This window comes from Sphingobium sp. KCTC 72723, assembly GCF_014280435.1.
GTDB lineage: Bacteria > Pseudomonadota > Alphaproteobacteria > Sphingomonadales > Sphingomonadaceae > Sphingobium.
Genome location: NZ_CP060388.1, coordinates 456,805 through 480,163, shown reverse-complemented (window position 1 = coordinate 480,163; position 23,359 = coordinate 456,805). Strand labels below are relative to the sequence as shown.

General features: G+C 63.7%; 20 protein-coding genes and 1 tRNA gene. 5 read left to right on the top strand and 16 right to left on the bottom strand.

Annotated elements, in window-relative coordinates; translation table 11 throughout:
- Positions 1-13: 13 nt before the first annotated feature.
- The 9 genes from SPBM01_RS02565 to SPBM01_RS02525 all read right to left on the bottom strand — a co-directional run bounded on the left by SPBM01_RS02565 (position 14) and on the right by SPBM01_RS02525 (position 11,064).
- Positions 14-1,084 (bottom strand): FemAB family XrtA/PEP-CTERM system-associated protein, encoded by a 1,071-nt coding sequence (locus SPBM01_RS02565; protein ID WP_188063874.1) that lies wholly within the window; start codon positions 1,082-1,084, stop codon positions 14-16.
- Positions 1,081-1,929, bottom strand: coding sequence for an XrtA system polysaccharide deacetylase (locus tag SPBM01_RS02560; protein ID WP_188063873.1), 849 nt, complete (start codon positions 1,927-1,929; stop codon positions 1,081-1,083). The genes SPBM01_RS02565 and SPBM01_RS02560 overlap by 4 nt, the downstream gene beginning before the upstream one ends.
- Positions 1,930-1,972: 43 nt before the next feature.
- The gene (locus tag SPBM01_RS02555) at positions 1,973-3,418 is read right to left on the bottom strand and encodes an XrtA/PEP-CTERM system-associated ATPase (RefSeq protein WP_188063872.1); all 1,446 of its coding nucleotides are present in this window, start codon (positions 3,416-3,418) and stop codon (positions 1,973-1,975) included.
- 24 nt (positions 3,419-3,442) lie between these two features.
- A complete protein-coding gene (locus tag SPBM01_RS02550; RefSeq protein ID WP_262504405.1) occupies positions 3,443-4,978 on the bottom strand; it encodes a hypothetical protein in 1,536 nt (511 codons plus the stop codon).
- A 77-nt stretch (positions 4,979-5,055) separates the two neighbouring features.
- Complete coding sequence (locus SPBM01_RS02545) at positions 5,056-5,988, bottom strand: AAA family ATPase (protein WP_188063871.1); 933 nt, start codon at positions 5,986-5,988, stop codon at positions 5,056-5,058.
- A 14-nt stretch (positions 5,989-6,002) separates the two neighbouring features.
- Positions 6,003-7,520: an XrtA system polysaccharide chain length determinant gene (locus SPBM01_RS02540; RefSeq protein ID WP_188063870.1), complete on the bottom strand. Its 1,518-nt coding sequence runs from the start codon at positions 7,518-7,520 to the stop codon at positions 6,003-6,005.
- A 1-nt stretch (position 7,521) separates the two neighbouring features.
- Positions 7,522-8,169 carry an XrtA/PEP-CTERM system exopolysaccharide export protein gene (locus tag SPBM01_RS02535; RefSeq protein WP_188063869.1) on the bottom strand — a complete coding sequence of 216 codons (648 nt, stop codon included), beginning with the start codon at positions 8,167-8,169 and terminating at the stop codon, positions 7,522-7,524.
- Positions 8,170-8,302: 133 nt separating this feature from the next.
- The gene (locus tag SPBM01_RS02530; protein WP_188063868.1) at positions 8,303-9,535 is read right to left on the bottom strand and encodes a pyridoxal-dependent decarboxylase, exosortase A system-associated; all 1,233 of its coding nucleotides are present in this window, start codon (positions 9,533-9,535) and stop codon (positions 8,303-8,305) included.
- The gene (locus SPBM01_RS02525) at positions 9,532-11,064 is read right to left on the bottom strand and encodes an acyl-CoA ligase (AMP-forming), exosortase A system-associated (RefSeq protein WP_188063867.1); all 1,533 of its coding nucleotides are present in this window, start codon (positions 11,062-11,064) and stop codon (positions 9,532-9,534) included. Before SPBM01_RS02525 ends, SPBM01_RS02530 begins: the two co-directional genes overlap by 4 nt.
- Positions 11,065-11,114: 50 nt before the next feature.
- Here SPBM01_RS02525 and SPBM01_RS02520 point away from each other — a divergent pair, with 50 nt between their 5' ends.
- Positions 11,115-12,119, top strand: coding sequence for a GNAT family N-acetyltransferase (locus SPBM01_RS02520; protein WP_188063866.1), 1,005 nt, complete (start codon positions 11,115-11,117; stop codon positions 12,117-12,119).
- A 28-nt stretch (positions 12,120-12,147) separates the two neighbouring features.
- Positions 12,148-12,438 carry an acyl carrier protein gene (locus SPBM01_RS02515; protein ID WP_188063865.1) on the top strand — a complete coding sequence of 97 codons (291 nt, stop codon included), beginning with the start codon at positions 12,148-12,150 and terminating at the stop codon, positions 12,436-12,438.
- Between the two features lie 81 nt (positions 12,439-12,519).
- On the opposite strand, the gene trxB is transcribed toward SPBM01_RS02515, so the two are convergent.
- Entirely contained in the window at positions 12,520-13,482 is a 963-nt protein-coding gene (trxB, locus tag SPBM01_RS02510) for a thioredoxin-disulfide reductase (protein ID WP_188063864.1), read from the bottom strand.
- 438 nt (positions 13,483-13,920) lie between these two features.
- On the opposite strand from trxB, the gene SPBM01_RS02505 reads away from it, so the two are divergent.
- Positions 13,921-14,319, top strand: a complete 399-nt coding sequence (locus SPBM01_RS02505) for a VOC family protein (protein WP_188063863.1) — start codon at positions 13,921-13,923, stop codon at positions 14,317-14,319.
- A gap of 175 nt (positions 14,320-14,494) precedes the next feature.
- Here the strand turns inward: SPBM01_RS02505 and SPBM01_RS02500 are convergent, their stop codons facing one another.
- The 5 genes from SPBM01_RS02500 to SPBM01_RS02480 all read right to left on the bottom strand — a co-directional run bounded on the left by SPBM01_RS02500 (position 14,495) and on the right by SPBM01_RS02480 (position 19,900).
- On the bottom strand, positions 14,495-15,490 hold the full coding sequence (locus SPBM01_RS02500) for a fatty acid desaturase family protein (protein ID WP_188063862.1): 996 nt from the start codon (positions 15,488-15,490) through the stop codon (positions 14,495-14,497).
- Between the two features lie 271 nt (positions 15,491-15,761).
- Positions 15,762-16,499 (bottom strand): peptidase, encoded by a 738-nt coding sequence (locus SPBM01_RS02495; RefSeq protein WP_188063861.1) that lies wholly within the window; start codon positions 16,497-16,499, stop codon positions 15,762-15,764.
- A gap of 28 nt (positions 16,500-16,527) precedes the next feature.
- On the bottom strand, positions 16,528-17,400 hold the full coding sequence (locus SPBM01_RS02490; protein ID WP_188063860.1) for a transglutaminase domain-containing protein: 873 nt from the start codon (positions 17,398-17,400) through the stop codon (positions 16,528-16,530).
- A gap of 18 nt (positions 17,401-17,418) precedes the next feature.
- The gene (locus tag SPBM01_RS02485; RefSeq protein ID WP_188063859.1) at positions 17,419-18,351 is read right to left on the bottom strand and encodes an alpha-E domain-containing protein; all 933 of its coding nucleotides are present in this window, start codon (positions 18,349-18,351) and stop codon (positions 17,419-17,421) included.
- 139 nt (positions 18,352-18,490) lie between these two features.
- Positions 18,491-19,900: a circularly permuted type 2 ATP-grasp protein gene (locus SPBM01_RS02480; protein WP_188063858.1), complete on the bottom strand. Its 1,410-nt coding sequence runs from the start codon at positions 19,898-19,900 to the stop codon at positions 18,491-18,493.
- A 176-nt stretch (positions 19,901-20,076) separates the two neighbouring features.
- On the opposite strand from SPBM01_RS02480, the gene SPBM01_RS02475 reads away from it, so the two are divergent.
- Both SPBM01_RS02475 and SPBM01_RS02470 read left to right on the top strand, forming a co-directional pair.
- The gene (locus SPBM01_RS02475) at positions 20,077-20,913 is read left to right on the top strand and encodes an alpha/beta hydrolase (RefSeq protein WP_188063857.1); all 837 of its coding nucleotides are present in this window, start codon (positions 20,077-20,079) and stop codon (positions 20,911-20,913) included.
- A gap of 87 nt (positions 20,914-21,000) precedes the next feature.
- Positions 21,001-21,077, top strand: a tRNA-Met gene (locus SPBM01_RS02470).
- A gap of 507 nt (positions 21,078-21,584) precedes the next feature.
- On the opposite strand, the gene SPBM01_RS02465 is transcribed toward SPBM01_RS02470, so the two are convergent.
- The gene (locus tag SPBM01_RS02465; RefSeq protein WP_188063856.1) at positions 21,585-23,357 is read right to left on the bottom strand and encodes a SulP family inorganic anion transporter; all 1,773 of its coding nucleotides are present in this window, start codon (positions 23,355-23,357) and stop codon (positions 21,585-21,587) included.
- Positions 23,358-23,359 lie beyond the last annotated feature (2 nt).

Sequence of the window (23,359 nt, the reverse complement as noted above, 5' to 3'; positions counted from 1 at the left end):
ATCCCGAAATTCGTCATCCAAGGCCGCGAGCAATCATCGGCCCGATGAGGTTGGCGATGGGCAGGGGCAGTTTTTTCCACAAGGCTATGCGGCGTTGATAGCGAGCACTGTGCGGGTCGATGTCGCGCACCGCGCCATCGGGTGACCAGCCATGATAGACGAGCGATCGTGGTTCGAATCCGAAACTTTTTTTCCACGCCGCCTGCCCGCTGCCGACCTTGGACCGGCCAAAGTCGAACAGGGTCATGGCCCGGTCGCGGCCATGGCCCATCAGCCGGTAATACATGAGTTCGTTGGACCGCAGGCGACGCGCATCGGCGATGCCGCCACCCCAAAAGGGCATCACGCGACCATTATGATACAGGGTCAGCACCGCCGATACCGCCCTGCCCCCTTCACGCACGATGCCGATGTCAGCGTCCGCGCCGAAGTGATCCAGCACGCCGCGGAACAGGCCGCGTGGGAATACCGGCGTGCCAAGGTTGCGAACGCTTTGCGCATAGACATGATAATGGTCGCGCAGATGCTGCGCGCTGCGGCCGACGTCCCATGTCAGCGCCGGATTGGCCAGCGCCTTGCGCAATTCGGCACGATGCTTGCGTGGCACCGCCGCCAGTTCGGCCGCGTCGTCGACAGCGATCGGGCGGACAAAGCCGACATGCTCGCCTTCGCGCCGTTGCCAGCCTTCGCCCGGCGCAGGCCCACCGCGCAATTCGACCGGCAATCCGCCCCGATCGCGCGCCAGCCCCTGCGCCACCGCGGCCAGCACCGATGCGGCGCGGGCGTCATCGACCAGCAAGCCGCCATCCACTGCAAAAGCCGTCGATACCATCGCCTGCCCGAACAACCGGCTTTTGACATGGTGCAACGGTAACAGCCCCGCGATTCGCCCGGACGGCCCGACCGCCACCAGCATCAGCGCCCGATTGCCCGTCGCCCGCGCCACCGCCTGCATCCAGGCGGGCCGGTGAAAGGGCGTGCCGTCGCGATGGTCCATCACGAAATCGTCGATCGCCCGTGCCTGTTCCGCAACCGACAGGTCCATCATGGTCACGGCCATACCAGCGGCGTTGCCCAGCATCATGACGCGCGCGCAGCCTCCGCATCGGCGATCGCATCCACCCGCGTCCACGCAAAATCGCTGGTCAGGCGACGCAGCTTGGGCGCCATCACCGACAGGTTGCTATAGTGGCGCAGGCGCGAGCGCAGCGGCGCGTCGGTCCGGCGCGGTTGATCCGGGTCGATTTCCCATGGGTGGAAATAAATGATCGCGGGCCGACCCGCCTGTGCGTTGACCTGTCGGATTGCCCAGCGCGAAAATTGATAGGGCAGCAGTCGGAAAAAGCCCCCGCCGCCGGCCGCCAGTGTCCGTTTACCCAGCTTTGCCGTCGTCACCGGCAATTCCACCAGATCGGACCCCGGCACGGGTTTCCACGCGAAACGCGGCGAATCGGGCCAGCCATAATGGTCGTGCCGGATCGGCGCGACGCTGCTGGAATAGCGATAGCCTTCCTCCGCCAATATCGGGTGCGCCCATGGCGTGCGGGGGTCGATGGAGAAGCTGGGCGCGCGATAGCCGGTGACGGCCTGCCCGCTCGCATCCTCCAATATCGCGCGCGCCTTGCGCAGGTCGGCACGCCATTGTTCCGGCGTAAAAGTGAACACTCGCGCATGGTCATAGCCATGGCTTGCCACTTCATGCCCCGCATCGGCAATGCGCCGCATCAGCGCGGGATAGCGTTCCGCCACCCAGCCCAGCGTGAAGAAGGTGCCAGTGACGCCCGCTTGCGCGAACAGGTCCAGCACCGCGTCGGTGTTGCCCTCCACACGATGCGCCAGGCTGTCCCAGTCGGCACGGCGGATCGTGCGCTCGAATGCGCCGACCTGAAACCAGTCCTCGACATCGACCGACAGGGCATTTTTCATCATGGCGTCACCTTGGCTTCACTGTCCCTGCCGGGCAAGACGCCCGTCAGGCCGCAGCGGCTTCGTCCCGTGGCAGGACCATCCGTTCTTCCCGCTCGACCCAGTCGACCAGCAATGTCAGCACGCGGCGCAGCGCCGTTTCCTGCTCCTCGGCGCGAAACTCCAACGATGCCAGCCGTTCTTCGATCAGCGTGAAGCAATCCTTGAGCGCCTGAGGGTCGATCGTTGGCGCAGGCGTGAACGGCACATGGGCCTGGACCGCGCGCAACGACGCGATTTCGGCGCGCAACGCCTCAATTTCCGATAGCATGTCGGCACGCAGGGCTGACACTTCCACAGCATCGGCAGGTTCGGCCATCGCGTCGGCAGCAGGCGGCACGGCTTCATCCGCTGTCGCGGCGGCTGGCGGGTCGAAAGCGGTGACCGGCGCAGCGACGGTTTCGGCAGGTTCGGCGATTTCAGGCGCAATGTTGTCGACTGCGTCCGTTTCATCGTCCTCCGCCATCAAAGACGCAGGCAAATCGCGTGCGCCCAACGCCGCATTGAACGCAAGCCAGTCCGCATCATCCTGCTCGACGGGTTCGACAGGTTCGATGGCATCGATCGACACGGCGGGAGCCTCCTCTGCCGACTCCTCAACTGCGTCCAGCATCGATGGCGCGACAGGTTCGGGCGCGACGTCGGTGTCCAGCCCCATATCGGCGACCACCGCCTGCACGACGTCGGCGTCGATCTCACGCAGCTGGTCGATCGCTCCCATCAGCAGCACGCGACTGACCAGCGCGTTAAGCCGACGCGGCACGCCCCCGGTCGCGGCATAAAGCGCGGCATGGGCCGCAGCGGTGAAGGTCGGGTTACCGACCCAGCCCGCCACGGTCAGGCGATGAATGATATAGGGTTCGACCTCATGCGCCATCATCGGTTCCAGATGATGGGTCGCAATCACGCGCTGGCGCAACTGTTCCAACTGCGGCGATTTGACGAGATCGCGAAACTCCGGCTGGCCCAGCAGGAATATCTGGAGGAGCGATTGCCCGCCCAACTGAAAATTGGACAGCATCCGCAATTCCTCAATCGCGGAAACGGGAAGGTTTTGCGCTTCGTCCACGATCAGCAGGGTGCGCCGCCCGGCGCGCGCCTGCGCATGAAGGAAGCCTTCGATCTGCTTGAGCGTCGCGGCCTTGGTAAAACCGTCGGTCACCAGGCCGAAACTCTGCGCGGCAAGGCGCAGCATGTCGTCGCCCTCTACCTGCGTCGATACGATCTTTACAGCCGTCAGGCGCACCGGGTCGATCGTCTGCATCAGATGGCCGACCAGCGTCGTCTTGCCCGCACCGATGTCGCCGGTGATAACGATGAAGCCTTCGCCCTGCGCCAGGCCATAGCCCAGATAGGACAGCGCCTTGCGGTGTGTCGCGCTTTCGAAATAATAATGCGGGTCCGGCGTCAGCTGGAACGGGCGACCCTGCAATCCGTAGAATTGATCGTACATATTCTCGTCTCCAAGCCGCTTCGATCAGAAGCTGTAGCGCAGGCCCACCTGGCCCATGGCGCTGATGATCGTGTCGATATCGTCGGACTTCACGCCATCGACGCCGATGGATGCCGATGCCGACAGCTTCCGGGTCAAATTCTTGTAATAGCTGGTGAAACCACCATAGTTGGTGACATCCGGCCGACCGCCGCTGGCGTCGAAATAATTGGCGTAGACCACCGTGTCGATGCTGTCGCTGTCGCTGATGGTGTAGGTCATCGACCCGTTGCCATACCAGTTCTGGTCCTTCGATCCCCGGATCAGGACGCTCTGGCCGCGTGGCGTGATGAACTTGCGCTGCGAATAGCCTGCGCCCACGCCCCAACCCCACGGTCCGCGTTGCAGCGCATATTGCGCGCTGACGCCGCGATAGCGGAAATTGGCGTCGGTGATGCCCGACAACGCATCATTGAAACACTGCCCGCCGCCGGTGGTGGAGAAAGCGCAGCCGGTAATGTCGCCGGTAAACGGATTGCGCGCGACGTTCAGGCTGCTGCCCGAAACCGCAGCGGCATTGGCGGTGATGAGGCGACCAAAACTGTCGATGCCATCAAACACGGCGAGCGCGAAGCTGCTGTCGCGGCCCTGCCAGGTGAAGCTGCCCTGGTAGGTCATCCCGCCATAGCGCTGGCCGACCCGCGCTTCCAGCGATGTGCGGCGGCTGGGCCGCCACAACACGCCCGCGTCCCAGATGATGTCGTCAAATTCATAGACCAGCGCGCGCGGCGAATTGCCGTCGGTGACATAGCGACCGTTGCGGATGACGGGCGCGCCCGCTGTGTCGAGCAACGGCGAACGCTGGCTGATCTCGATCTGCTCATAGCCCAGCCCACCAATCAGCGCGACCGTGCGCGACACCGGCAATGACGCATCGACCCGGCCCCATTTATCCTCGAACCGCTGGTCGAGTTGGCTGGCGTCTTCGCGATCATAGCCCGCGCTGGCGGTCAGGCCGATGGGCAACAACGTGCCGGGTGCAAAGCCGACCGAGGCGAACAGATTATGCGACCAGCTATCGGCGAAGGCACCCATGTTGGGCAATGCGCCAGGGAAGTCGGAATCGACATCATCCTCGACCCGCGCATAACCAAGGCGATAGGAGCCGGTGACGTTGATGTCGCCGATCTGCGTCGTGTAGGACGGGCCGACATAGCCAGCATAGACATTGCTGGTGAAGCTGTCGTTCAGCGTCGATGCGCCCGACAGGCCATCGGTCCGCACCCGCGTCGCCACGCCGCCTGCGTTAAGCGACAGGCCACGCGCGACCTTGAACTGCGCGCTTGCAACGCCGCTGATCACGTCCTGATCGACAGCTTGGCTGCCCCAGCCGAAGCTGTGATTATATTGCAAGTCCACGACTGCCTCGACCCGGCGGGTCTGGACCTGCGCCGTCACGCCTGCGGTGACATTGGTATAGGTCAGGACGTCGCCTTCCCCTTTGAGCGGCACCATCACCACCTGATCCACGCCCAGATAGGGCGTGACATCGACTTTGCGGTTACCCGAGGACTGCGCCATGGCGGGCGCGGATGCGGCGATGATCGCGGCGATGGATGCGCCTGCGGCCCAAAGGCGACCGTTGAGGATGAGGGTCTTCACTGGCTGTTTCCCTTGGCATAATAGCTGCCGAACCGGCGGCCGCCGCCGTTGAACCGGACGGCATTGAGCAGAAGCTGGACCTGCGCCCCGCCTTTCAGCATCCCGGCCGCTTCGCGCAGCGCGCTTTCGGCCGTGTCGTCAGCACGCACGACCAGCAACGCAATGGCGACATGGCTGGCCAGCACGGCGGCGGGCGATGCCGCCAGCAAGGGCGGCGAATCGAAGATGATGATGCGTTCGGGGCGACCGTCGGTCAGGCGGCGCAGCAATTGTTCGGTCCGCGCGGACGACAGATATTCGGTGTCGGCATTGCTGCGCTGCCCCGCAGGCAGAACCGACAGCGAAGGCAGATCGGTGCGGATGATACATTCCTCGATCGCGATCGTCGGATCGGCCAGCGCATCCATCAGGCCGGGACCGGATTCCAGCCCCAGCGCCTGCGGGATGCCCGGCTTGCCGAAATCGGCGTCCACCAGCAGGATTTCGCGATCCTTTTCCGCCGCCAGGCTCAGCGCCAGATTGATCGCGCAGAATGTCTTGCCATCGCCGCTATGGGGCGAACAGAGCAGGATGCGATTGCCGCGATCATTGCCCGCAAGCTGCGCCAGCAGATCACGCTTGAGCATCCGAAATTCTTCGCTCATCGCCGTCACCGCGCCATCGGGGCGCAGGAAACCGGCCTCGGCCAGCTTGATCCGGTCGATCGGCTGCACTGGCCCGGTCCAGGGCAGCGCCCGAAACGCTGGCGCTTCCACCAGCGCAGGGGCTGGCGCAGCAAAAGGCGCAACCACCGGCGGCGGCGCAGGTGGCAGGTCGTCCGACAGATCGACGGCAGGGGCTGCTCGCCCCCGCAAAGCGGCGGAGAAATCATAGATTTCCGTCGCCCGCTCGATCAGCGATCCGCCCTTGATGCTACTATGCTGGTTCATGGATTTGCTATCCTTCACGCCATACCGCGCTGAACGAATTCGACGACGATCAGCAGCAGGCAGACAGCGGCAAGACCGCCGGTTGCGCCCGCAAACCATTTCATCCGTTGCTTTTCGACTGCCGCCTGGCCCGCATTCAGCGTCTGGCTGATTGCGCCCATGACGGGCAGGCCAATGGCTTTTTCCAGCCGTGCGGCGGTGGGAAACGTGCCTTTCAGCTGCCCCATGGCGAATGCCACGCCGACGCCCGCGCCGATCGCCAGCACCAGCACCGCCAGCAACAGCAGCGGCCGGTTGGGCGCAGCAGGTGCCGTCGGCGTGCTGGGCGGGTTGATGACGCGGAACTGGACGGATCCGGTTTCGGTCTTCACCTCGCCGCGCAGGCGGATTTCCTCGCGGTCGGCGAGCAGCTTGTCATATTGGGTTTTCAGAACCTCATAATCGCGGTCGAGCTTTTCCTGCTCCGACGCGATGCCCGGTTCATCGACCTGCTTGGCCATCATGCCATTCAGGTCCGCCTGCAACTGCGCCTTGCGGGTGCCGAGCGCCTGCACTGTGGCGGCACGTTCGGCCTGCATCGACTTGATCGACAGATAAGCGGGATTGGGCGTGCTGCCGCTACCGCCCCCGCCGCCGCCAGAACGGCGCAGCGAATCGACTTCACGTTGCGCGGCGATCACGTCGGGATGGGCGGCGGTCCAACCGCGCGCGCGCATCGACGCCAAATTGGCCTGCGCCTGCCCCAGAGGCGATGCGCCACCGCCCGCACTCATGCCCGGCAGGCTCTGTGGCGTGCCAGCCAACTGTCCGTTCATGGCGCTGAGCGCGCTTTGCGCCTGCACCAGTTGCGAATCGATCGTGTTGATTTCCAGCCGCGCGGCGTCCATCCGCTGGCTGATGGAACCGGCACCGGGCAGCATCCCGACATAGCGCTGCGCAAATTCGACGCGGCGCTGGTCGGCGGCCTCCATCTGCTTGGCGCGGGCGGCAACCTGCTGGTCCAGAAACGCCAGGCTCTGGCGCGTTTCATTGCGGTCGCCCGACAGATTCTCTTCCTGGAATATGTCGATCAGCTTTTGCGTCACCTGCTGGGCAATGCGGGCATTGGCCCCGTCCGACAGGCTGGAATCGGCGGAAATCGCGCTGATGTCGATCATGCTGGGGTCGGCCTGCGCCAGCACGGTGATATTCTCGCGCAGCTTGGTGATCTTTGCCGCGATGTCGCGCGGGCCGGACACGGTCTGCGACAGGTCGGTGTCGCGCACCACCTTTTCCAGATTTTCCGCGCTGGCCAGCGTGCTGCGCACCCGGTCCAGATTCTGCTGCGACTGGACCTGCGTAATGCCGATCTTGTCCTCCAGCAGCGACTGGGTGCTGACATAGACCCGCGCCTTGGACTGATAGCTGTTGGGGATCAGCGCTACGCCCAGCCAGCCGAGCATGGCCACGCCCCAGGCAACGCCCAGCGCGATCCAGCGGCGGCTCCATATGCCATGGAGCAGGACCAGCAATTCGTCGTAAAGACCGGCCATATCAGAACATGCTTTCCGGGATGATGATGACGTCGCCAGGGGCGAGCATGACGTTCGCCTTGGTGTCGCCCTTCTTCAAAAGATCGTTCAGGCGGACCTGATATTCGGTCTGCTTGCCCGTATTCTTGTTGAACCGGACCAGCCGCGCCCGGTTGCCCGCCGCAAATTCGGACAGGCCGCCGACGGAGATCATCGCGTCGAGCAGCGTCATGTTGGCGCGATAGGGGATGGAGGCGGGCTTTTCGGTCGCCCCCACGATCCGCACCTGCTGGCTGAACGTGCCGCTGAAATTATTGACGATGACCGACACCAGCGGGTTTTCGATATATTGGGTCAGCGCCAGCTTGATGTCATCGGCCAGCATCTTGGGCGTTTTGCCCACGGCCGGCATGTCGGTGATCAGCGGCGTGGTGATGCGCCCGTCGGGGCGCACCTGCACCTTTGCCCCCAGTTCCGGGTTGCGCCACACGAAGATGGTCAGGTCGTCCAGCGGGCCGATGATATATTCCTCACCCGGCCCTTCGCGTGTCGATACGAAGGATGCGGGGGGCAATTGTGGTCCGCCGCCACCGCCCGAAGCGCAGCCAGACAGGGCTACAGCTGGCAGCGACGCGCCGATCAGGAGCCTTGATACCGACAGGAAACGCATAATCTCACCCTCTTTGTGCGGCCGCGCGCGACCGGCCGCCAAAGAGGCAAGGCAGGCCCGTCAGCACATGGCTTCGGACCTCTTCATGCCGTCAAAGGGTAAAAATACCGTTAGGAGTTAAGTCCCGCCCAACTCATCCAAGTAAAAGTTCGCGAGGACTTGGATGACCAAGAAAAGCGGCAGGACTGGCCGACGCGCCATAGGCGCCGGCAAGGAATATGGCGATCAGGTCGCCTTCGCGCACCGGCGGCAACGCCACCTTGTCGCCCAAACGGTCGATCGGCGTGCAAAGACAGCCCACGACCGTTACCGGATCGGCCGCCGGGGTCGCGCCGAAACGGTTGGCGACCGCAATCGGATAATTGCGGCGCACGACCGTGCCGAAATTGCCGCTGGCCGCCAGTTGATGGTGCAATCCGCCATCGACCACCACGAACGTCTCACCCTGACTGACCTTCACATCCACCACGCGGGTCAGGTAGATGCCCGCTTCGCCCACCAGCCAGCGTCCCAGTTCGATGGCGAAGGCGCTGCTTTTCAAAATGTCGGGCAGCGTCGCCAGTGCGCTGTCGAGCGCGACGCCGATCGGGCGAATATCCAGCGACGTGTCACCGGGGAAATAGGGCAAGCCAAAGCCGCCGCCAAGGTTCACCAGCGGCGGCACGGCCCCCACCGCGTCGGACAGGCGTGCCGCCAGTGCGATGGTCGCGCCCTGCGTTTCGATGATCGCCATCGGGTCCAGATTTTGCGACCCGGCAAAGATGTGCCAGCCGCGCCAGTCCGCCCCGCCGTCGATCATCGCGCGCGTCAGCGCGGCGGCCCGATCGGCATCGACGCCGAACGGCTTGGCCCCGCCGCCCATGCGCATCCCCGATCCTTTGAGGTCGAAATCCGGGTTCACCCGCACCGCCAGGCGCGGAACCTTGCCCACCCGGTCCGCCGCTTGAAGCGCGCGCCGCCCCTCCCCTTCGGACTCCAGGTTGATCGTCACCCCGGCGAATATCGCCGCTTCCAGTTCGTCGTTGCGCTTGCCCGGCCCGGCAAAACTGATCCGGGCGGGGTCCATCCCCGCCGCCAGCGCCATCTCCAACTCGCCGCCCGACGCAATGTCGAAGCCATCGACCTGCCCCACCATCCGCGCCAGCAGCGGCGCATAGGGATTGGCCTTAATCGCATAATGGAGGTGCAGCGCATCGGGCATCGCGTCGCGGAAACGGCGCACCTGCGCCTCCACAATTGCCATGTCATAGGCAAATAGCGGCGTGTCGCCCGCTTCATCGACCAGACTGGCCGCGCCGCATCCGCCGACGATCAGCATCCCTTCCTCCCCCGCAAACCAGGGCGGGATCGGTCCCATCGGTTTCATGACGCATATTCCCCGGCTAGTGCGACTCGGTCGGTCTTGCCGTTGGGATTGCCGGGAAATGCGCGAAGCACAAGGATGTCGCGCGGCTGCATGAAATTGGGCAGTTCGCTTTTGAGATGCGCGGCGACTGCCTGCGCCACGTCCGGGTCGGCGGCGCGGACCAGCAGGCGGACGGCCTGACCCAGCCTTTCGTCCTTTATCCCCAGCGCGACGGCTTCGGCCACGCCCGGCACCGCGACGGCGACTTCCTCTATCTCGGTCGGGCTGATGCGGTTGCCCGCCGACTTGATCATCGCGTCGTCGCGTCCGACGAAATAGAGCAATCCGGCCGCATCTCGCCGCACCGTGTCGCCGGACCATACCGCCATGCCGCCATAGAGCGAGGCAGCAGGTGCGGGCTTGAACCGCTCGGCCGTGCGGGCGGTATCGCGCCAATAGCCCTGCGCCACCAGCGGCCCGCAATGGACCAACTCCCCCGCTTCATCGTCATCGGTAATGTTGCCATCGGGGCGCACCACCAAAATCTCTGCAAAGGGAATGGCGCGGCCCATCGAATCGGGGCGGCTGTCCACCAGTGCGGGCGGCAGATAGGTGGAGCGGAAGGCTTCGGTCAGGCCATACATGGGATAGAGATCAGCCTGCGGGAACAGCGCGCGCAGTTTCGCAACCAAGGGCCGGGTCAGCGCGCCGCCGCTGTTGGTCAGGCGCTTGAGTTTCGCGGCGACTTGCGGCGGCCAGTCCAGTTCGGTCAGTTGCACCCAGAGCGGCGGCACTCCGGCGAGCGTGGTGATGTCGCGCCGATCAATGAGCTTCATGACGTCACGCGGGGTCAGATAGTCGAGCGGATAGACGCAGCCGCCCGAAACCCAAGTGCTGAGCAGTTGGTTCTGCCCATAGTCGAAACTGAACGGCAGGACGCAGGCGGTGCGGTCCTGCGGCGTCATGCCCAGATAATCGGCGACCGCGACCGCGCCCAGCCACAGATTGGCGTGGCTGAGCATCACCCCCTTGGGCCGCCCGGTCGATCCGCTGGTGTAGAGGATCGCGGCCAGATCGTCCGGCGCGGCGTTGGAAGGGCCGATGCCATTGCCGCCGCTCATGGCGCAGGCGGCGTCATCCTCACGGTGCTGTTGGCACCCGGTCGGCACATCGCCCGGTTTCAGCGTCGCCAGCCGCGCCGCCGTGCCGATCAGCAACTCCGCGCCGCTATCGGCCAATATATGGGCGACCTGGGCATGTTTGAGCAGCGGATTGACAGGCACATGCACCAGCCCCGCACGCGGTGCGGCCAGCGGCATCAGCGCGGCGACTGGTCCCTTCGCGATCCAGCTTGCCACGCGCGCGCCCGGTTGCAGCCCGAACCCGGCCAGCCAGCCAGCCAGCCGCCCCAGCGTTTCTTCCAGTTCGGCGAAACTGTAGCTGCCCGACCGCCCGTCCAGCGCCGCGCGCGCCGGGTCGCCCCGCAACAGCAGATGGTCGATCGGCAGGCTTTCGGGCGGCGGCGGAACTTGAGACACGCTTAACTCCATTTCCAGACTTTTCCCCTAAGCGTCCCTGTTGTGGACGTGGAGATAGTCGGTTGCCGACGACAAGGGAATATCACAGCCTGACCGATATAGGACATGCGCTGCATGGCGGTGTCGATGGCGGGGCTGCGTCGTCTCTTTTCGGACGCTTCGCATGGTTCGATTTGCTGCACCGCCATTGCCTGCCCGACCAGCCCGTCCGCATAGTGATGGCGCAGGAGAATGGGGCGCAGGTCTGGCTGTTCCTGACGTCGCCCGCCGCGCGGCGGGTGTCGGCATTGGCCAATTGGTATAGTTTCGACTGGGCGCCTGTGTTCGTGGGCGCGCATGACAGGGTGCAGCGCGACCGTCTGCTCGACGCGGCGACGCGGCATCTGCTTGGCTCTACCCGTCAGGTCGATCTCTATCCGATGGAACAGTGCGCCGATCTGATCGCCAGCCTGCGGCGGAGCGGGTGGTTCGCTGTGTCGCGGCCGATGGGCGGGCGCTATCTGTTGCGCCGGGGGGAACGCGATTTTGCCGAATATTGGGCGGCGCGTCCCGGCCCGTTGCGCACGCTGGTGCGGCGCAAGTCCCGCAATAGTCCCTATATCTTGTCGATCACCGACACCCTGACCGACGACCTCTGGCAAGATTATTGCGACGTGCATGGGCGCAGCTGGAAACAGCCCGAACCCGGCCTGCTTTTTCTGCGCGCGCTCGCGCAACAGGAGAGCGATGCGGGACGGTTGCGGCTGGGTTTTGCCCGGATGGATGGACATGCGGTTGCTACCCAATTCTGGACGGTGGAACGGGGCGTCGCGCTGATCCACAAATTATCCCATGATCGCGCTCATGACGCCGGATCGCCCGGCACGTTGTTGAGCCATGCCATGTTTGCCCATGCGCTCGACGCTGACCGGGTGGACATGATCGACTATGGCACCGGCGACAATCCTTACAAAACCGACTGGATGGAGGAAAAGGTGCCGCTCCACCGCATCGACGCTTTCAATCCGCGCTTTGCGTCCAGCTGGCTGCCCGCCGCCCGCACCGCCATTTCCGCGCTTGTCGGATAAGGCGGGAATGACTAGGAAGACGCCCATTATGCGGGCGCAAAATCCTCAGCCGGTCGGACAGGCCGACGACATCGAAACCCTGACACGGTCGCTGCTGCGCGACGTGCTGGGCCTGACGCAGACCCAGGTGGACGGGTTCGATGGCGACACGCCCCTGTTCGGCGCGCTGCCGGAGCTGGATTCCATGGCGGTCGCGGGATTGCTGACCGAAATGGAGGACCGTTTCGACATCCTGATTGAGGATGACGATATGGATGGCGACACGTTCGAGACGTTCGGCACGCTGGTCGCCTTTGCGCGAGCCAAGGTGGCGGGCTGACGTTTTTAGTTGGGCGCGATTTCCGAGTCATCAGTCGGTTCCGACTGATTAGAAATCGCTTAGGACACCCGCCGTTCCGGTTCACTCCGCCGCCATCGCCTCGAAATCCGCTTCGGCGAGAAACTTCTCCACGTCGAGCGCGGCCATGCAGCCCATGCCCGCCGCCGTCACGGCCTGCCGATAGATTTTGTCGGTGACGTCGCCCGCCGCGAACACGCCGGGGATCGACGTGCGGCTCGTCCCCTTTTCCACCAGCAGATAGCCTTCGTCCATCGGCAGTTTGCCAGTGAACAGTTCGGTCGCGGGATGATGGCCGATGGCGACGAAACCGCCATCGGTGGGTTCGTGCGAGGCTTCGCCGGTTACTGTGTCAATGAGGTCGACGCCGACCAGCCCGACCGGGGTGCCGCCGCCGACGAAGCGGGCGACTTCTTTGTTCCACAGCACCTTGATGTTCGGGTGGGCGTGGAGCCTTTCCTGCAATATCTTTTCGGCGCGCAGCGTGTCGCGGCGGTGGATCAGAGTCACGTCATGGCTGTGGTTGGTCAGATACAACGCTTCTTCGACCGCCGTATTGCCGCCGCCGATCACCACCACCTTCTTGCCGCGATAGAAGAAGCCGTCGCAGGTGGCGCAGGCCGACACGCCCTTGCCCGCCAGAGCCTCCTCCCCCTCGACGCCCAGCCATTTGGCCTGCGCGCCGGTGCAGATGACCAACGTGTCGCAGACATAGACCACGCCGCCGTCGCCGCGCAGGCGGAAGGGCCGCTGCGACAAGTCCACATCGACGATCTGGTCATACATCATCTGCGCACCGACATGCTCGGCCTGCGCCTGCATCTGCTCCATCAGCCATGGACCCTGGACCACATCCTTGAACCCCGGATAATTTTCCACGTCGGTGGTGATGGTCAACTGCCCGCCCGGCTGCATCCCCTGCACCACGATCGGCGCCAGACCTGCGCGCGCGCCATAGATGGCGGCGGACAAACCGGCCGGGCCGGACCCCAGAATGAGCATACGGGTGGAATGGGTAGCGGTCATGGCGTGCCTTCAACTGCGATTCGGACTGGTGGGAGAGATAGGCCGTGACGCCCACCAAGCAAGGGATGCTTTTGCTTGGGGGGCGTGAAGCTGGGCTGTGGGACGGCCCGCCGTGGGGGCGAAGTTCACACTGTCGTGGGGCGATTTGGGGGGAATTGCTACGGGGAAGATACGGGTGAGTAACGGGGAAGTTACGGTAAAGTAACAGCGTGGCGGGCGGGGTGCGGCGCGGGGTTGGGGTTGGGGTTGGGCGGGAGGGGTGCGCGGGGTTCATTCGGTAGGGTGGATCAGAGGATAGGTTGATAGGACAGGCTATGGGATGGCAAGGTAAGGGGGATGTGCGCCACGATGGTCCGAGCGTGACCTACCGTCCGATTATGCTATTGCCGCAGCAGGGGCGGTGTTCAATCATGACGTTACCCTGATAGGAGAATTCACATGCTTTTTCACACGATGGTCGGATCTAACGACATCGAACGGGCAAAGCGCTTTTACGACACGATATTAGGCACAATTGGGGTCGGGGACGCGACCGTCAACGTGGCCGACAGTGGCCACAAGCGCCTGATCTACAATAGTGGGAACGGGGCCAATTTCATAGTTACCCAGCCGATCAACGACGAACCGGCAACCGTCTCGAACGGCAGCACCGTTGCTTTTTCATGCAATTCACCAGAGCAGGTGAAACAGTTTCACGATGTCGCGGTCGCCAATGGTGGGACGTCGATCGAGGCAGCGCCTGGTCCTCGCGAGACTGCCTCGATGGGCAAGATTGAACTCGCTTATTTCCGCGATCCAGATGGAAACAAGCTATGCGGCATCCATTTCCCTGAATAGCCATGCGTTTCATCGTCTAGACTGCGCCAGTTGCCCGCCCCTGCTTTGGGCGGGCAAATGCAATTCTGATAAAGAGCAAGGCAGCGACGAGCCGGTCGAAGAATCCAGTGCTGGCCTTATCTGATTTATGCGAAACGACCGTTTTGGAAGCGGGGCGTGCATTGGCGTGACTTCTTCAACGATGCGTGGCGCTCCCCTTCCCCTCACCCTTCACCATCAATTCCTTGATCATCCCCCAATAGCCGGGCGTCACATGCGCGTTGGCGGCATAGGCCGGGTCGGTCATCAGATGGCGGTGCAGGCGGCGCAGATTGTGCCAGGGGACGGAGGGGAACAGATGATGTTCCAGATGATAGCTGACGTTCATCGGGCCGATGAGGACGCGGTCGACCAGGGTCGGGATGACGGTGCGGGTGCCGTTGAGTTCCTGGCTGTCGGGCAGACCATTATGTTCGGCCATGGCGCGGATGCGGTTGAAGACGTTGACCCAGAAAAATTGCGGGATGAGGATGAGGCCCAGTATCTGCCAGCGGAAGGGCGACCACAGGATCGCGCCATAGACCAGCACCGCCCAGACGACATAGCGCAGCCGCAAGGACAGGCGGTAGTCGAAGCCGAAGCGTTTGGGATTGTGGAAGTTGGCGATGGGCGCCCAGATGCGCCCGGCCCGCGCGATGCGGTAATAGTTGAGACCCGTGACGCTGCGCAGCAACAGCCGGGCCATGCCGCGCGGCGACTTGGGAAAATGCTGGTCGGGGTCGCGCCGCTGGATGCGATAGTCATAATCGTGGACGGTGTTGGTGTAGCGGTGATGCTGCATATGGTTGGCGCGATAGAGGTCGAGACTGAGCATCAGCGGATAGGCGACGAAAATGTCGCCGATCAGGTCGTTGGCGCGGCGGTTGCTGAAAAAGACATTGTGGCAGGCATCGTGCATGATGACGGCAAGGCACTGGATGCGCGTGCCGATGATGACGCCTGCGACCAGATAGACCGGGATGCTGTCGATGCGGATGGCGACGATCATAGCGGTGACGATGACCGCCCATTGGAACGCCAGCAGCAGCGCGTTGCGGCGATTGTCGATGACCGACAACTGCCGGATCAGCGGGAGCGTGCCACGGCGGGCGTAGCGATAGCCGGGCGGGCGCTCCCTGGTGATTTCTTCCATGGAAATGCTGCCTCCCTGTGCCGCGCGGGCCGTTGGGGGACGTTATGGGTGGCGTGGGGCAGCGTCAAGTTTGGGGGGGTGCGAGAGGGTGTGGCGTGCTGATTGCGCCGTCACTCAGAACAGCGTGATCGCATGGGACTTTGCGTTATGCGTCAACGTCATGCTGAACTTGGTTCAGCATCCATTTCTCGTCACCACACCTGCTTGATCCGGCCGAATGGATCCTGAAATAAATTCAGGATGACGAAGGTAGGCAATGCCCCCTGCCCCTTCAATCCAAGACGTTGGGCAAGTCCTCGAAGCCCTTGCGCAGGGCGGCGCTCCAGCTTTGGGAGATCATCGCAAACTCCTCATTGTCCGCTTCGATGCGGGTGCGGACGCGGAAGTCGAAGGCGTTGGTGGGGATGACGGTGAGGTCGAGCGGCATACCGACCGAAAGGTTGGAGCGGAGCGTCGAATCCATCGACACCAGCACGGCCTTGGTCGCATCCTCCAGCGTGGTTTCGCGCTTGATGATACGGTCAAGGATGGGCTTGCCATATTTATGCTCGCCAATCTGGAAGAAGGGCGTGTCCTCGGTCGCTTCGATGAAATTGCCTGCGCTGTAGACGAGGTAGAGGCGCGGTTTGCCGCCCTTGCGCTGGCCCGCAATCATGATCGACGCGCTGGCGCCCGATCCGCCCATTTCGATGCTTTCGCGATATTTGGTCTGCATCGCGCGCATGGCGTCGCCCACGATCTGCGCGGCGCGGTGCATCGTGTCGCAGTTGAGGATGGTTTCGACTTGCGGGTCGGACTTTTCGTCCTTGATCGCCTTGCTCAGCCGCGCCTTCACCCCCTGCGTGATCGACAGGTTGCCCGAACAGAGCAACGTGATCGCCCGTTCGCCCGGCACGACGTAGGTGAAGCTTTTTCGGAAGCGGGCGATATTGTCCATGCCCGCATTGGTGCGCGTGTCCGACAGCATGACCAGCCCCTGGTCCACGCGCACTGCCACACAATAGGTCATTGCCCGCAGGCTCCCGCAAAAATCTGGTTCAGCCCCGTGGGGTTGTTGGCGGGGTAGCCTGCTGCTGTTGCCGCTGCAACTGCCTTTCCTCCACCCCGTCCTGCGCCTGCGCGATCTGAACGTCCGCGTCGATGCTGATTGCGCCCGCCACGGTGATGGTGCCACGGATCGGCGCGGCGTCATCGGCGTCCAGCCCGCTGGCGACGCGCAGATAGCGTTCGGTCACGCACACCGCGTTGGACGGGTCGAAGCCGATCCAGCCGAGTTCAGGCACCAAAGCTTCGGCCCAGCCATGGGTTTCGTGCAGGGCGCTGCCGTCGCCGCTGAGCAGATAGCCCGTCACATAGCGGGCGGGGATGCCGATGGCGCGGGCGCCCGCGATGAAGATTTGCGCATGATCCTGGCACACGCCCGCGCCCAGCGCGAACGCCTGCGCCGCTGTGGTGGCCGACGTGGTGACGCCCGCGCGATAGCTGACCGCGGTGGTGACGGCGGCGGACAGCGCGTGGAGCCGGGCGAGCGGGCCATCATGGTCGGGCAGCGCGCGGGCCATGGCGGCGATGCCGTCGGACGCCTGCGTCAGCGGGGTGTCGCGCAGATAATGGAGCGCGTGGACGCGGCTGGCGGGGCCGCCGACCACGCCATGCGTCTCGCGCGTTTCGACCAGCCCCTGCGCGACGATGGTGGCATGGTCCAGCCCGTCCTGCCGCACCCAGATCGCTTCCCTCTCGCCATAGCTGTTGGCGTGAAAGGCAGTGAGCGGCACGTCGTTGACGCTGACCTGCCAGTCCAGCACGGTTTGCGCGGGCGTATCGACCGGCATGAGTTTCAGGCGCATCGCCACCCGGCCAGCCGATGCGTCGTAACGGTAGATGGTCTGATGACGGACCAGCAATTTCATGACGCCCCCCTTTCTGGCTCAGCCGAAATGATAGGCTTCGGCGATCTCCACCCCCAGCTTGTTGGTCATCGACAGGCCGTGCTGCACCGTTTCGTGCAGGCCGAAGCGGAAGATTTCGCCGCTGTCCAGCTTCTCCAGCGCGGACACCATTTCCTGCACCGTGTCATGGCAGGGATCGCGCGCGTCGTGCCAGCCCGCCAGACGGTGCAGCCGGTAGGCAAGCTGGTCGTAGCAATAGGCGACGCTGCGCGGGAACATGCGGTTGAGCATCAGGAAATCGGTGATCTGCCAGGGGGTGTAGGTGCCGCCATAGACATGGTGATAGGCGCGGCTGCCCGACAAGGCGTGCAACACGGACGTCCATTGATAATGGTCGCGATTGCCGCCGATGACTTCGGTTTCGGGCAGCAAGACATAATATTTGACGTCCAGCAGCCGCAACGTCATCTGCGCCCGTTCCAGCGCGGAACCGCAGCGCAAGAAGTCATGCCCTTCATTACGCAACTGGCCCGAATGGGTCGCGCCGCGAAAGGTCATGACGCGGGTCTTGACCCAGTCGATCAGGGCGGGAAGCTGCTGCCGCGCTTCGCCGACATCATAGCTGTCCAGCTTGCGCCAGCCATCGTTCAATGCTTCCCACATATCCTGCGTCAACATGGTGCGCGCGGATTTGGCGTTGGCGCGGGCCTTGAGCAGGCAGGAGCGGATCGAACTGGGATTGTCGAGGTCGAGCATCAGGAAGGATACGACGTCGCTTTCGGTGACTTGCACGCCTTCGGGAAATTGATGGCCAGAGCCGGTGGCGCGGACGACGGAGCGCCATTCGTCGCGGTGATGCGCGCCCGGCAATATCGCCATACGCTGGCCCATGGTCAGCAGTCGTGCGGTGGCTTCGGCCCGCTCCATATAGCGGGCCATCCAGAAGAGATTTTCAGCGGTCCGGCTCAGCATGTGACTATCCCATATTCCGTTCGTCCTGAGCGAAGTCGAAGGACCGCACCGAGCGAAGCGAGGTGCCTTCGCTGACGCTCAGGCGAAGGCTTCGACAAGCTCAGCCCGAACGGGTGTGGGTGCGTTTCGCTGCCCATCATCAATCCTGCAAGACCCATGTGTCCTTCACCCCGCCGCCCTGGCTGGAGTTGACCACCAGCGATCCTTCGGTCAGCGCGACGCGGGTCAGGCCACCCGGCACCAGCCGGATCTGCTTGCCGACCAGGCAATAGGGGCGGAAATCGGCGTGGCGGCCGACCACTGCCGCCGGGCCGAGCGTCGGCACGGTGGACAGGTCGAGCGTTGGCTGGGCGATAAATTCGCTGGGATTGGCGCGGATGCGCGCGGCATAGGCCTCCACTTCGGCAGCGGTCGATTTGGGACCGATCAACATGCCATATCCGCCCGACCCATGGACTTCCTTGGCCACCAGTTCGTGCAGATGTTCCAGCACATAGGCCAGTTCGTCGGGCTTGCCGCACTGCCATGTCTGGATATTGTCGAGGATCGGCGTTTCACCCAGATAGAAACGGATCATTTCCGGCACATAGATATAGACGGCCTTGTCGTCCGCGATGCCCGATCCGGGTGCGGACGCCAGCGTCACGCCGCCATTGCGATAGACGTTGAAGATGCCCGGCACGCCCAGCAGGCTGTCGGCGCGGAACACCAGCGGGTCGAGATATTCGTCGTCGATCCGGCGATAGATGACGTCGACCGCCTTTGGTCCGAGCGTGGTCTTCATCCACACCCGCCCTTCGTCCACGAACAGGTCGGCCGGCTCTACCAGTTCCACGCCCATCAGGTCGGCGAGGAAACTATGTTCATAATAAGCGCTATTGAGCGAACCGGGCGTCAGCACGACCACGACCGGATCGCCCTTGCACGCAGGCGGCGCGACTTCTTTCAGGCTTTTGAGCAATTCGGCGGGATAATCGTCCACCGGCGCGACCACCCCTTGCGCGAACAGTTCGGGGAACATGCGCGTCATGATTTCGCGGTTCTCCAGCATGTAGGAGACACCAGAGGGCGTGCGGCAATTATCCTCCAGCACTTCGAAACTGCCCGGCCCGGTGCGCACGATGTCGATGCCCACGATATGGCTATAGACTTTGCCCGGCGGGGAAAAATCGGCCATTTCGGCCAGATAGGCGCTATTCTTGTAAATGATGTCGGCGGGCATGATGCCGGCCTTCACGATTTCACCGCGATGATAGACATCGTGCAGGAAAGCGTTGAGCGCCCGCGCCCGCTGGCGAATACCCTTGTCCAGCACGCGCCATTCCTGCGCGGTGAAGATGCGGGGCAGCAGGTCGAACGGGATCAGCCGTTCCGGGTCGCCCCCTTCGCCATAGACCGCAAAGGTGATGCCGATCCGGCGAAAGATCGCCTCCGCCTCATCCATGCGACGATTAAGCCCGGATATACCCGTTCGTTCCACCCACTTCTGCACTTCGTCATAGCAGGGGCGTATCGAACCATCAGGCTCAAACATTTCGTGGAAGGGCAAGTTGTCGTTCCTCCCTCAGCCATCATGGCCGGTTGGCGCCCGTGGCCGGATGGCGTGTGGTGCGTTGCAACATTAGGGCGCGGCGCAAAATGGATTGCAACATAAAAATCACACGGAAAGCCGCTCGTTGCGCTAATCAGGCCCGGAACGGCAATCGGAAGGGCAAGATGGCGCGCATGAACGGCAAAATGACGGGCGTGATCGCCGCCACCCTGATGCTGAGCGGCTGCGCATCGGCAGTACGCGAACAAGTGTATAAGGCGGACCCGACCCCGGTCAGCATCGCGCAATGGACGCGGACCGCGCCACAAACCCTGCCGGTGCAGACCGCCGACGGGCTGGCGCTGACCGGCTATTACTGGCCCGGCGACCCCGGCGACCGCGACGTCATTCTGTTTTTCCACGGGCGCGGATCGAATCAGGGGGTGGCGGCGCGTTATGCCGAACATCTGACCGGGCGGGGCGATCATGTCATTGTGGTGTCCTATCGCGGGTTCGGCGGCAATCCGGGGTCGCCGACGCAGGCGGGATTGATGATCGATGGCCGCGCCTTCGTCGCGCGCGCCCGCGCCATCGCCGGGGCGGACGCGCATGTCTTTCTGGTCGGCCATTCGCTGGGCGGTGCCGTGGCGCTGCATGTTGCCGCGACCGTGCCGGTGACGGGGGTTGTCACCCTGTCCACGTTCGACACGCTGGCACAATCCGCGCCGGGCGGGGTCGGCGCGCTGTTGCCCGACAAGTGGAACAATCTGGATGCAGCCACGAAGATCCATGCGCCGCTCGCCATGATTCTCGGCACCGCCGACGACCGGGTGGACGCGGCGCAGGGCGACGCGCTGTTTGCCGCCGCGCACAGTCCCGCCGCGCTGGTGACTGCGCCCGGCGCCGGGCATAATCCCGACATGGCGCAGCTAGGCCCGCTGGTCAGCGCAGCCGTGGAGGCGGTGGATTCCGGCACGATGGCAAGCTGGCCCACAGCGCTGCCGCAGGGATGGAGCGTCCGGCGCAAATAAGTTGCACATACCCCCGTTGACCCGCCCGCCATCGCTGCGTATAGCGCGCCCTCACCGCAGGGTCGAACGGCCTTGCGAAGCCCTTGGGGCGGAGTAGCTCAGCTGGTTAGAGCGCGGGAATCATAATCCTGATGTCGGGGGTTCAAGTCCCTCCTCCGCTACCAGTCAAGGGGTTTATCGTGTTGTTTTTACACGATAAACCCCGGACCCCCTCAAGAAAAAACCACTTTTGTTCCCACGTTTAGATTGAGCCACTATGGCATGATTCGAAACATAAAGGGACGCAGCCGGGCCTTTCTAGTTGGCAGTTCTCAAGTGTAAACTGCGGTAAATGGAAATAATCTTTTTGCCGTGCATGGCCGGTTGCGGACTGTCCGGATCGGAGCCGGGTAGCGGGGATAGCCGCCTCTCGCGCGGGGCGGCTGCCGACCAGGTTCAGTCGTTCGCGGGCGGCGTGTTGAACGGCAGCTTGCGCTTAAACCTGCCGCTGGAGCGGCGGAAAGCTGTCCGGCAGCAGCGCGACCATGCCGGTCATTCGCTTTGGTGCTTTCCAAAACTAAAAGAGACGTGAGCTACCTTGATTGACCATGTTGCGGCAATCGATCGGCGACAGCGGAACGGCTAATAGCCGCCTGCAGCGGTTCTTACGTCGACAAGCCAATCCATGCGACTCAGATCAGTCCGCGCGCAAGCCACAAGTCTTCGCGCGGGGTCATGGCGCCTGCATCGTCAGGCGCTGACAGCAATGTCGAAAAGGCGTCGTCCTGCGACAGGAACACCTGGCCGGTCAGATCGGCGAGCAAGTGTGAACGGGCCAGCCGGTCCATCACGGGGCCTTTCACTTCAGACAGGTGCAACCTGATGCCGGCATCGGCGAGGCGGTGATTGATCGCCTCAAGGCTCTCGAGTGCGGACGCGTCAATCGCGTTGATGGCCGAGCCCATCAAGATGACATGGCGCACCTGTGGCTGCTCGGCGATTTCCTCGAGCACATACTCCTCTAGCCAGCGAGCGTTGAGGTAGGTGAGGCTCTCGTCGACGCGGATCGTGATGATCGCGGGATCGGTGACAACAGGGTGGCGAGCGACATTACGAAAATGCTCGGTTCCCGGCACGCGCCCCACAATGGCTGCATGGGGCCGCGAGGTTCGCCACAACAGCAGCGCCAGACTCAGCGCGACCCCCGCCATCACGCCAGGCTCCACCCCAAAACCGAGCGTGATAAGTATCGTCGCAGCCATTGCCGCGAAGTCCGCGCGCGAATAGCGCCAGACCGTGCGCACGGTCTTGAAGTCCACCAGGCTGAGCACGGCGACGATAATTGTAGCGGCCAACGTCGCTATCGGCAGCGAGGCCAGCAGCGGAGTGAGGAATAATGCGGCGATGGCGATTCCAACCGCAGTGATGGCGCCCGCCGCAGGCGTCTCCGCTCCCGCATCGAAATTCACCACGCTGCGCGCGAACCCGCCCGTGACGGGATAGCCGCCGGAAAACGACGCGGCGATGTTGGCCGCACCCAGCCCGATCAGTTCTTGGTCCGGGTCGATCCGTTGGCGCCGCTTGGCCGCCAGGGTCTGCGCGACTGAGACGGACTCTACGAAGCCGATCACCGACAGCAGCAGCGCTGGGACAATCAACTGCTGCCACAGGCTTAGGTCAAACAGCGGAACCGTGAGGGGCGGCAGGCTCTGCGGGATTTCGCCGACGACTTTCACACCTTTGGCTTCGAGATCGAAGGCGGCCACCGCCATGGTCGACAGCACCACCGCCGCAATCGGCCCGGCCTTGGCGGTCAGGTCCGCCGGGCGGGCCGCCATGCCGAGCCGCATCAAGGTGGGCTTGAGACCCTTGCGGACCCAGAACAGGAACGCGAGCGAGGCGAGCCCGATGATCAGCGTCGGCAGATTGGTGGCACCGATGTTGCGGGTCAGCGTCGCCAGCAGCTCGGGCATGGCTTCGCCCGACGCCTGGATGCCAAGGATCGACTTCGCCTGCCCCGTCGCGATGATGATGCCGGATGCGGTGATGAACCCCGAGACCACCGGATGCGACAGCAGGTTTGCCAAAAATCCCAGTTTGAGCACGCCCATCAGCACCAGGATAAGGCCGGACAGCAATGCCAGAACCAACGCCGCCGCGATGAACTCAGGAGTCCCCGGCGGCGCCACAGTGCCTGCGGCGGCCAGTGTCATAAGCGAGATGACCGCTACCGGCCCCACCGCGAGCGTGCGGCTGGTGCCGAAGATGGCGTAGGCGAGGATCGGGAGGATCGAGGCGTAGAGGCCCACTTCGGGCGGAAGACCCGCCAGCATGGCGTAGGCCAGGCTCTGCGGGATGAGCATGATCGTGACGATGCCCGCCGCTACGCCGTCGCTGACCAGCGTCTGCCGGTCGTAGAAGCGGCCCCATGCCAGGATGGGCAGATAGCGAGCGAGCTTCGACACCT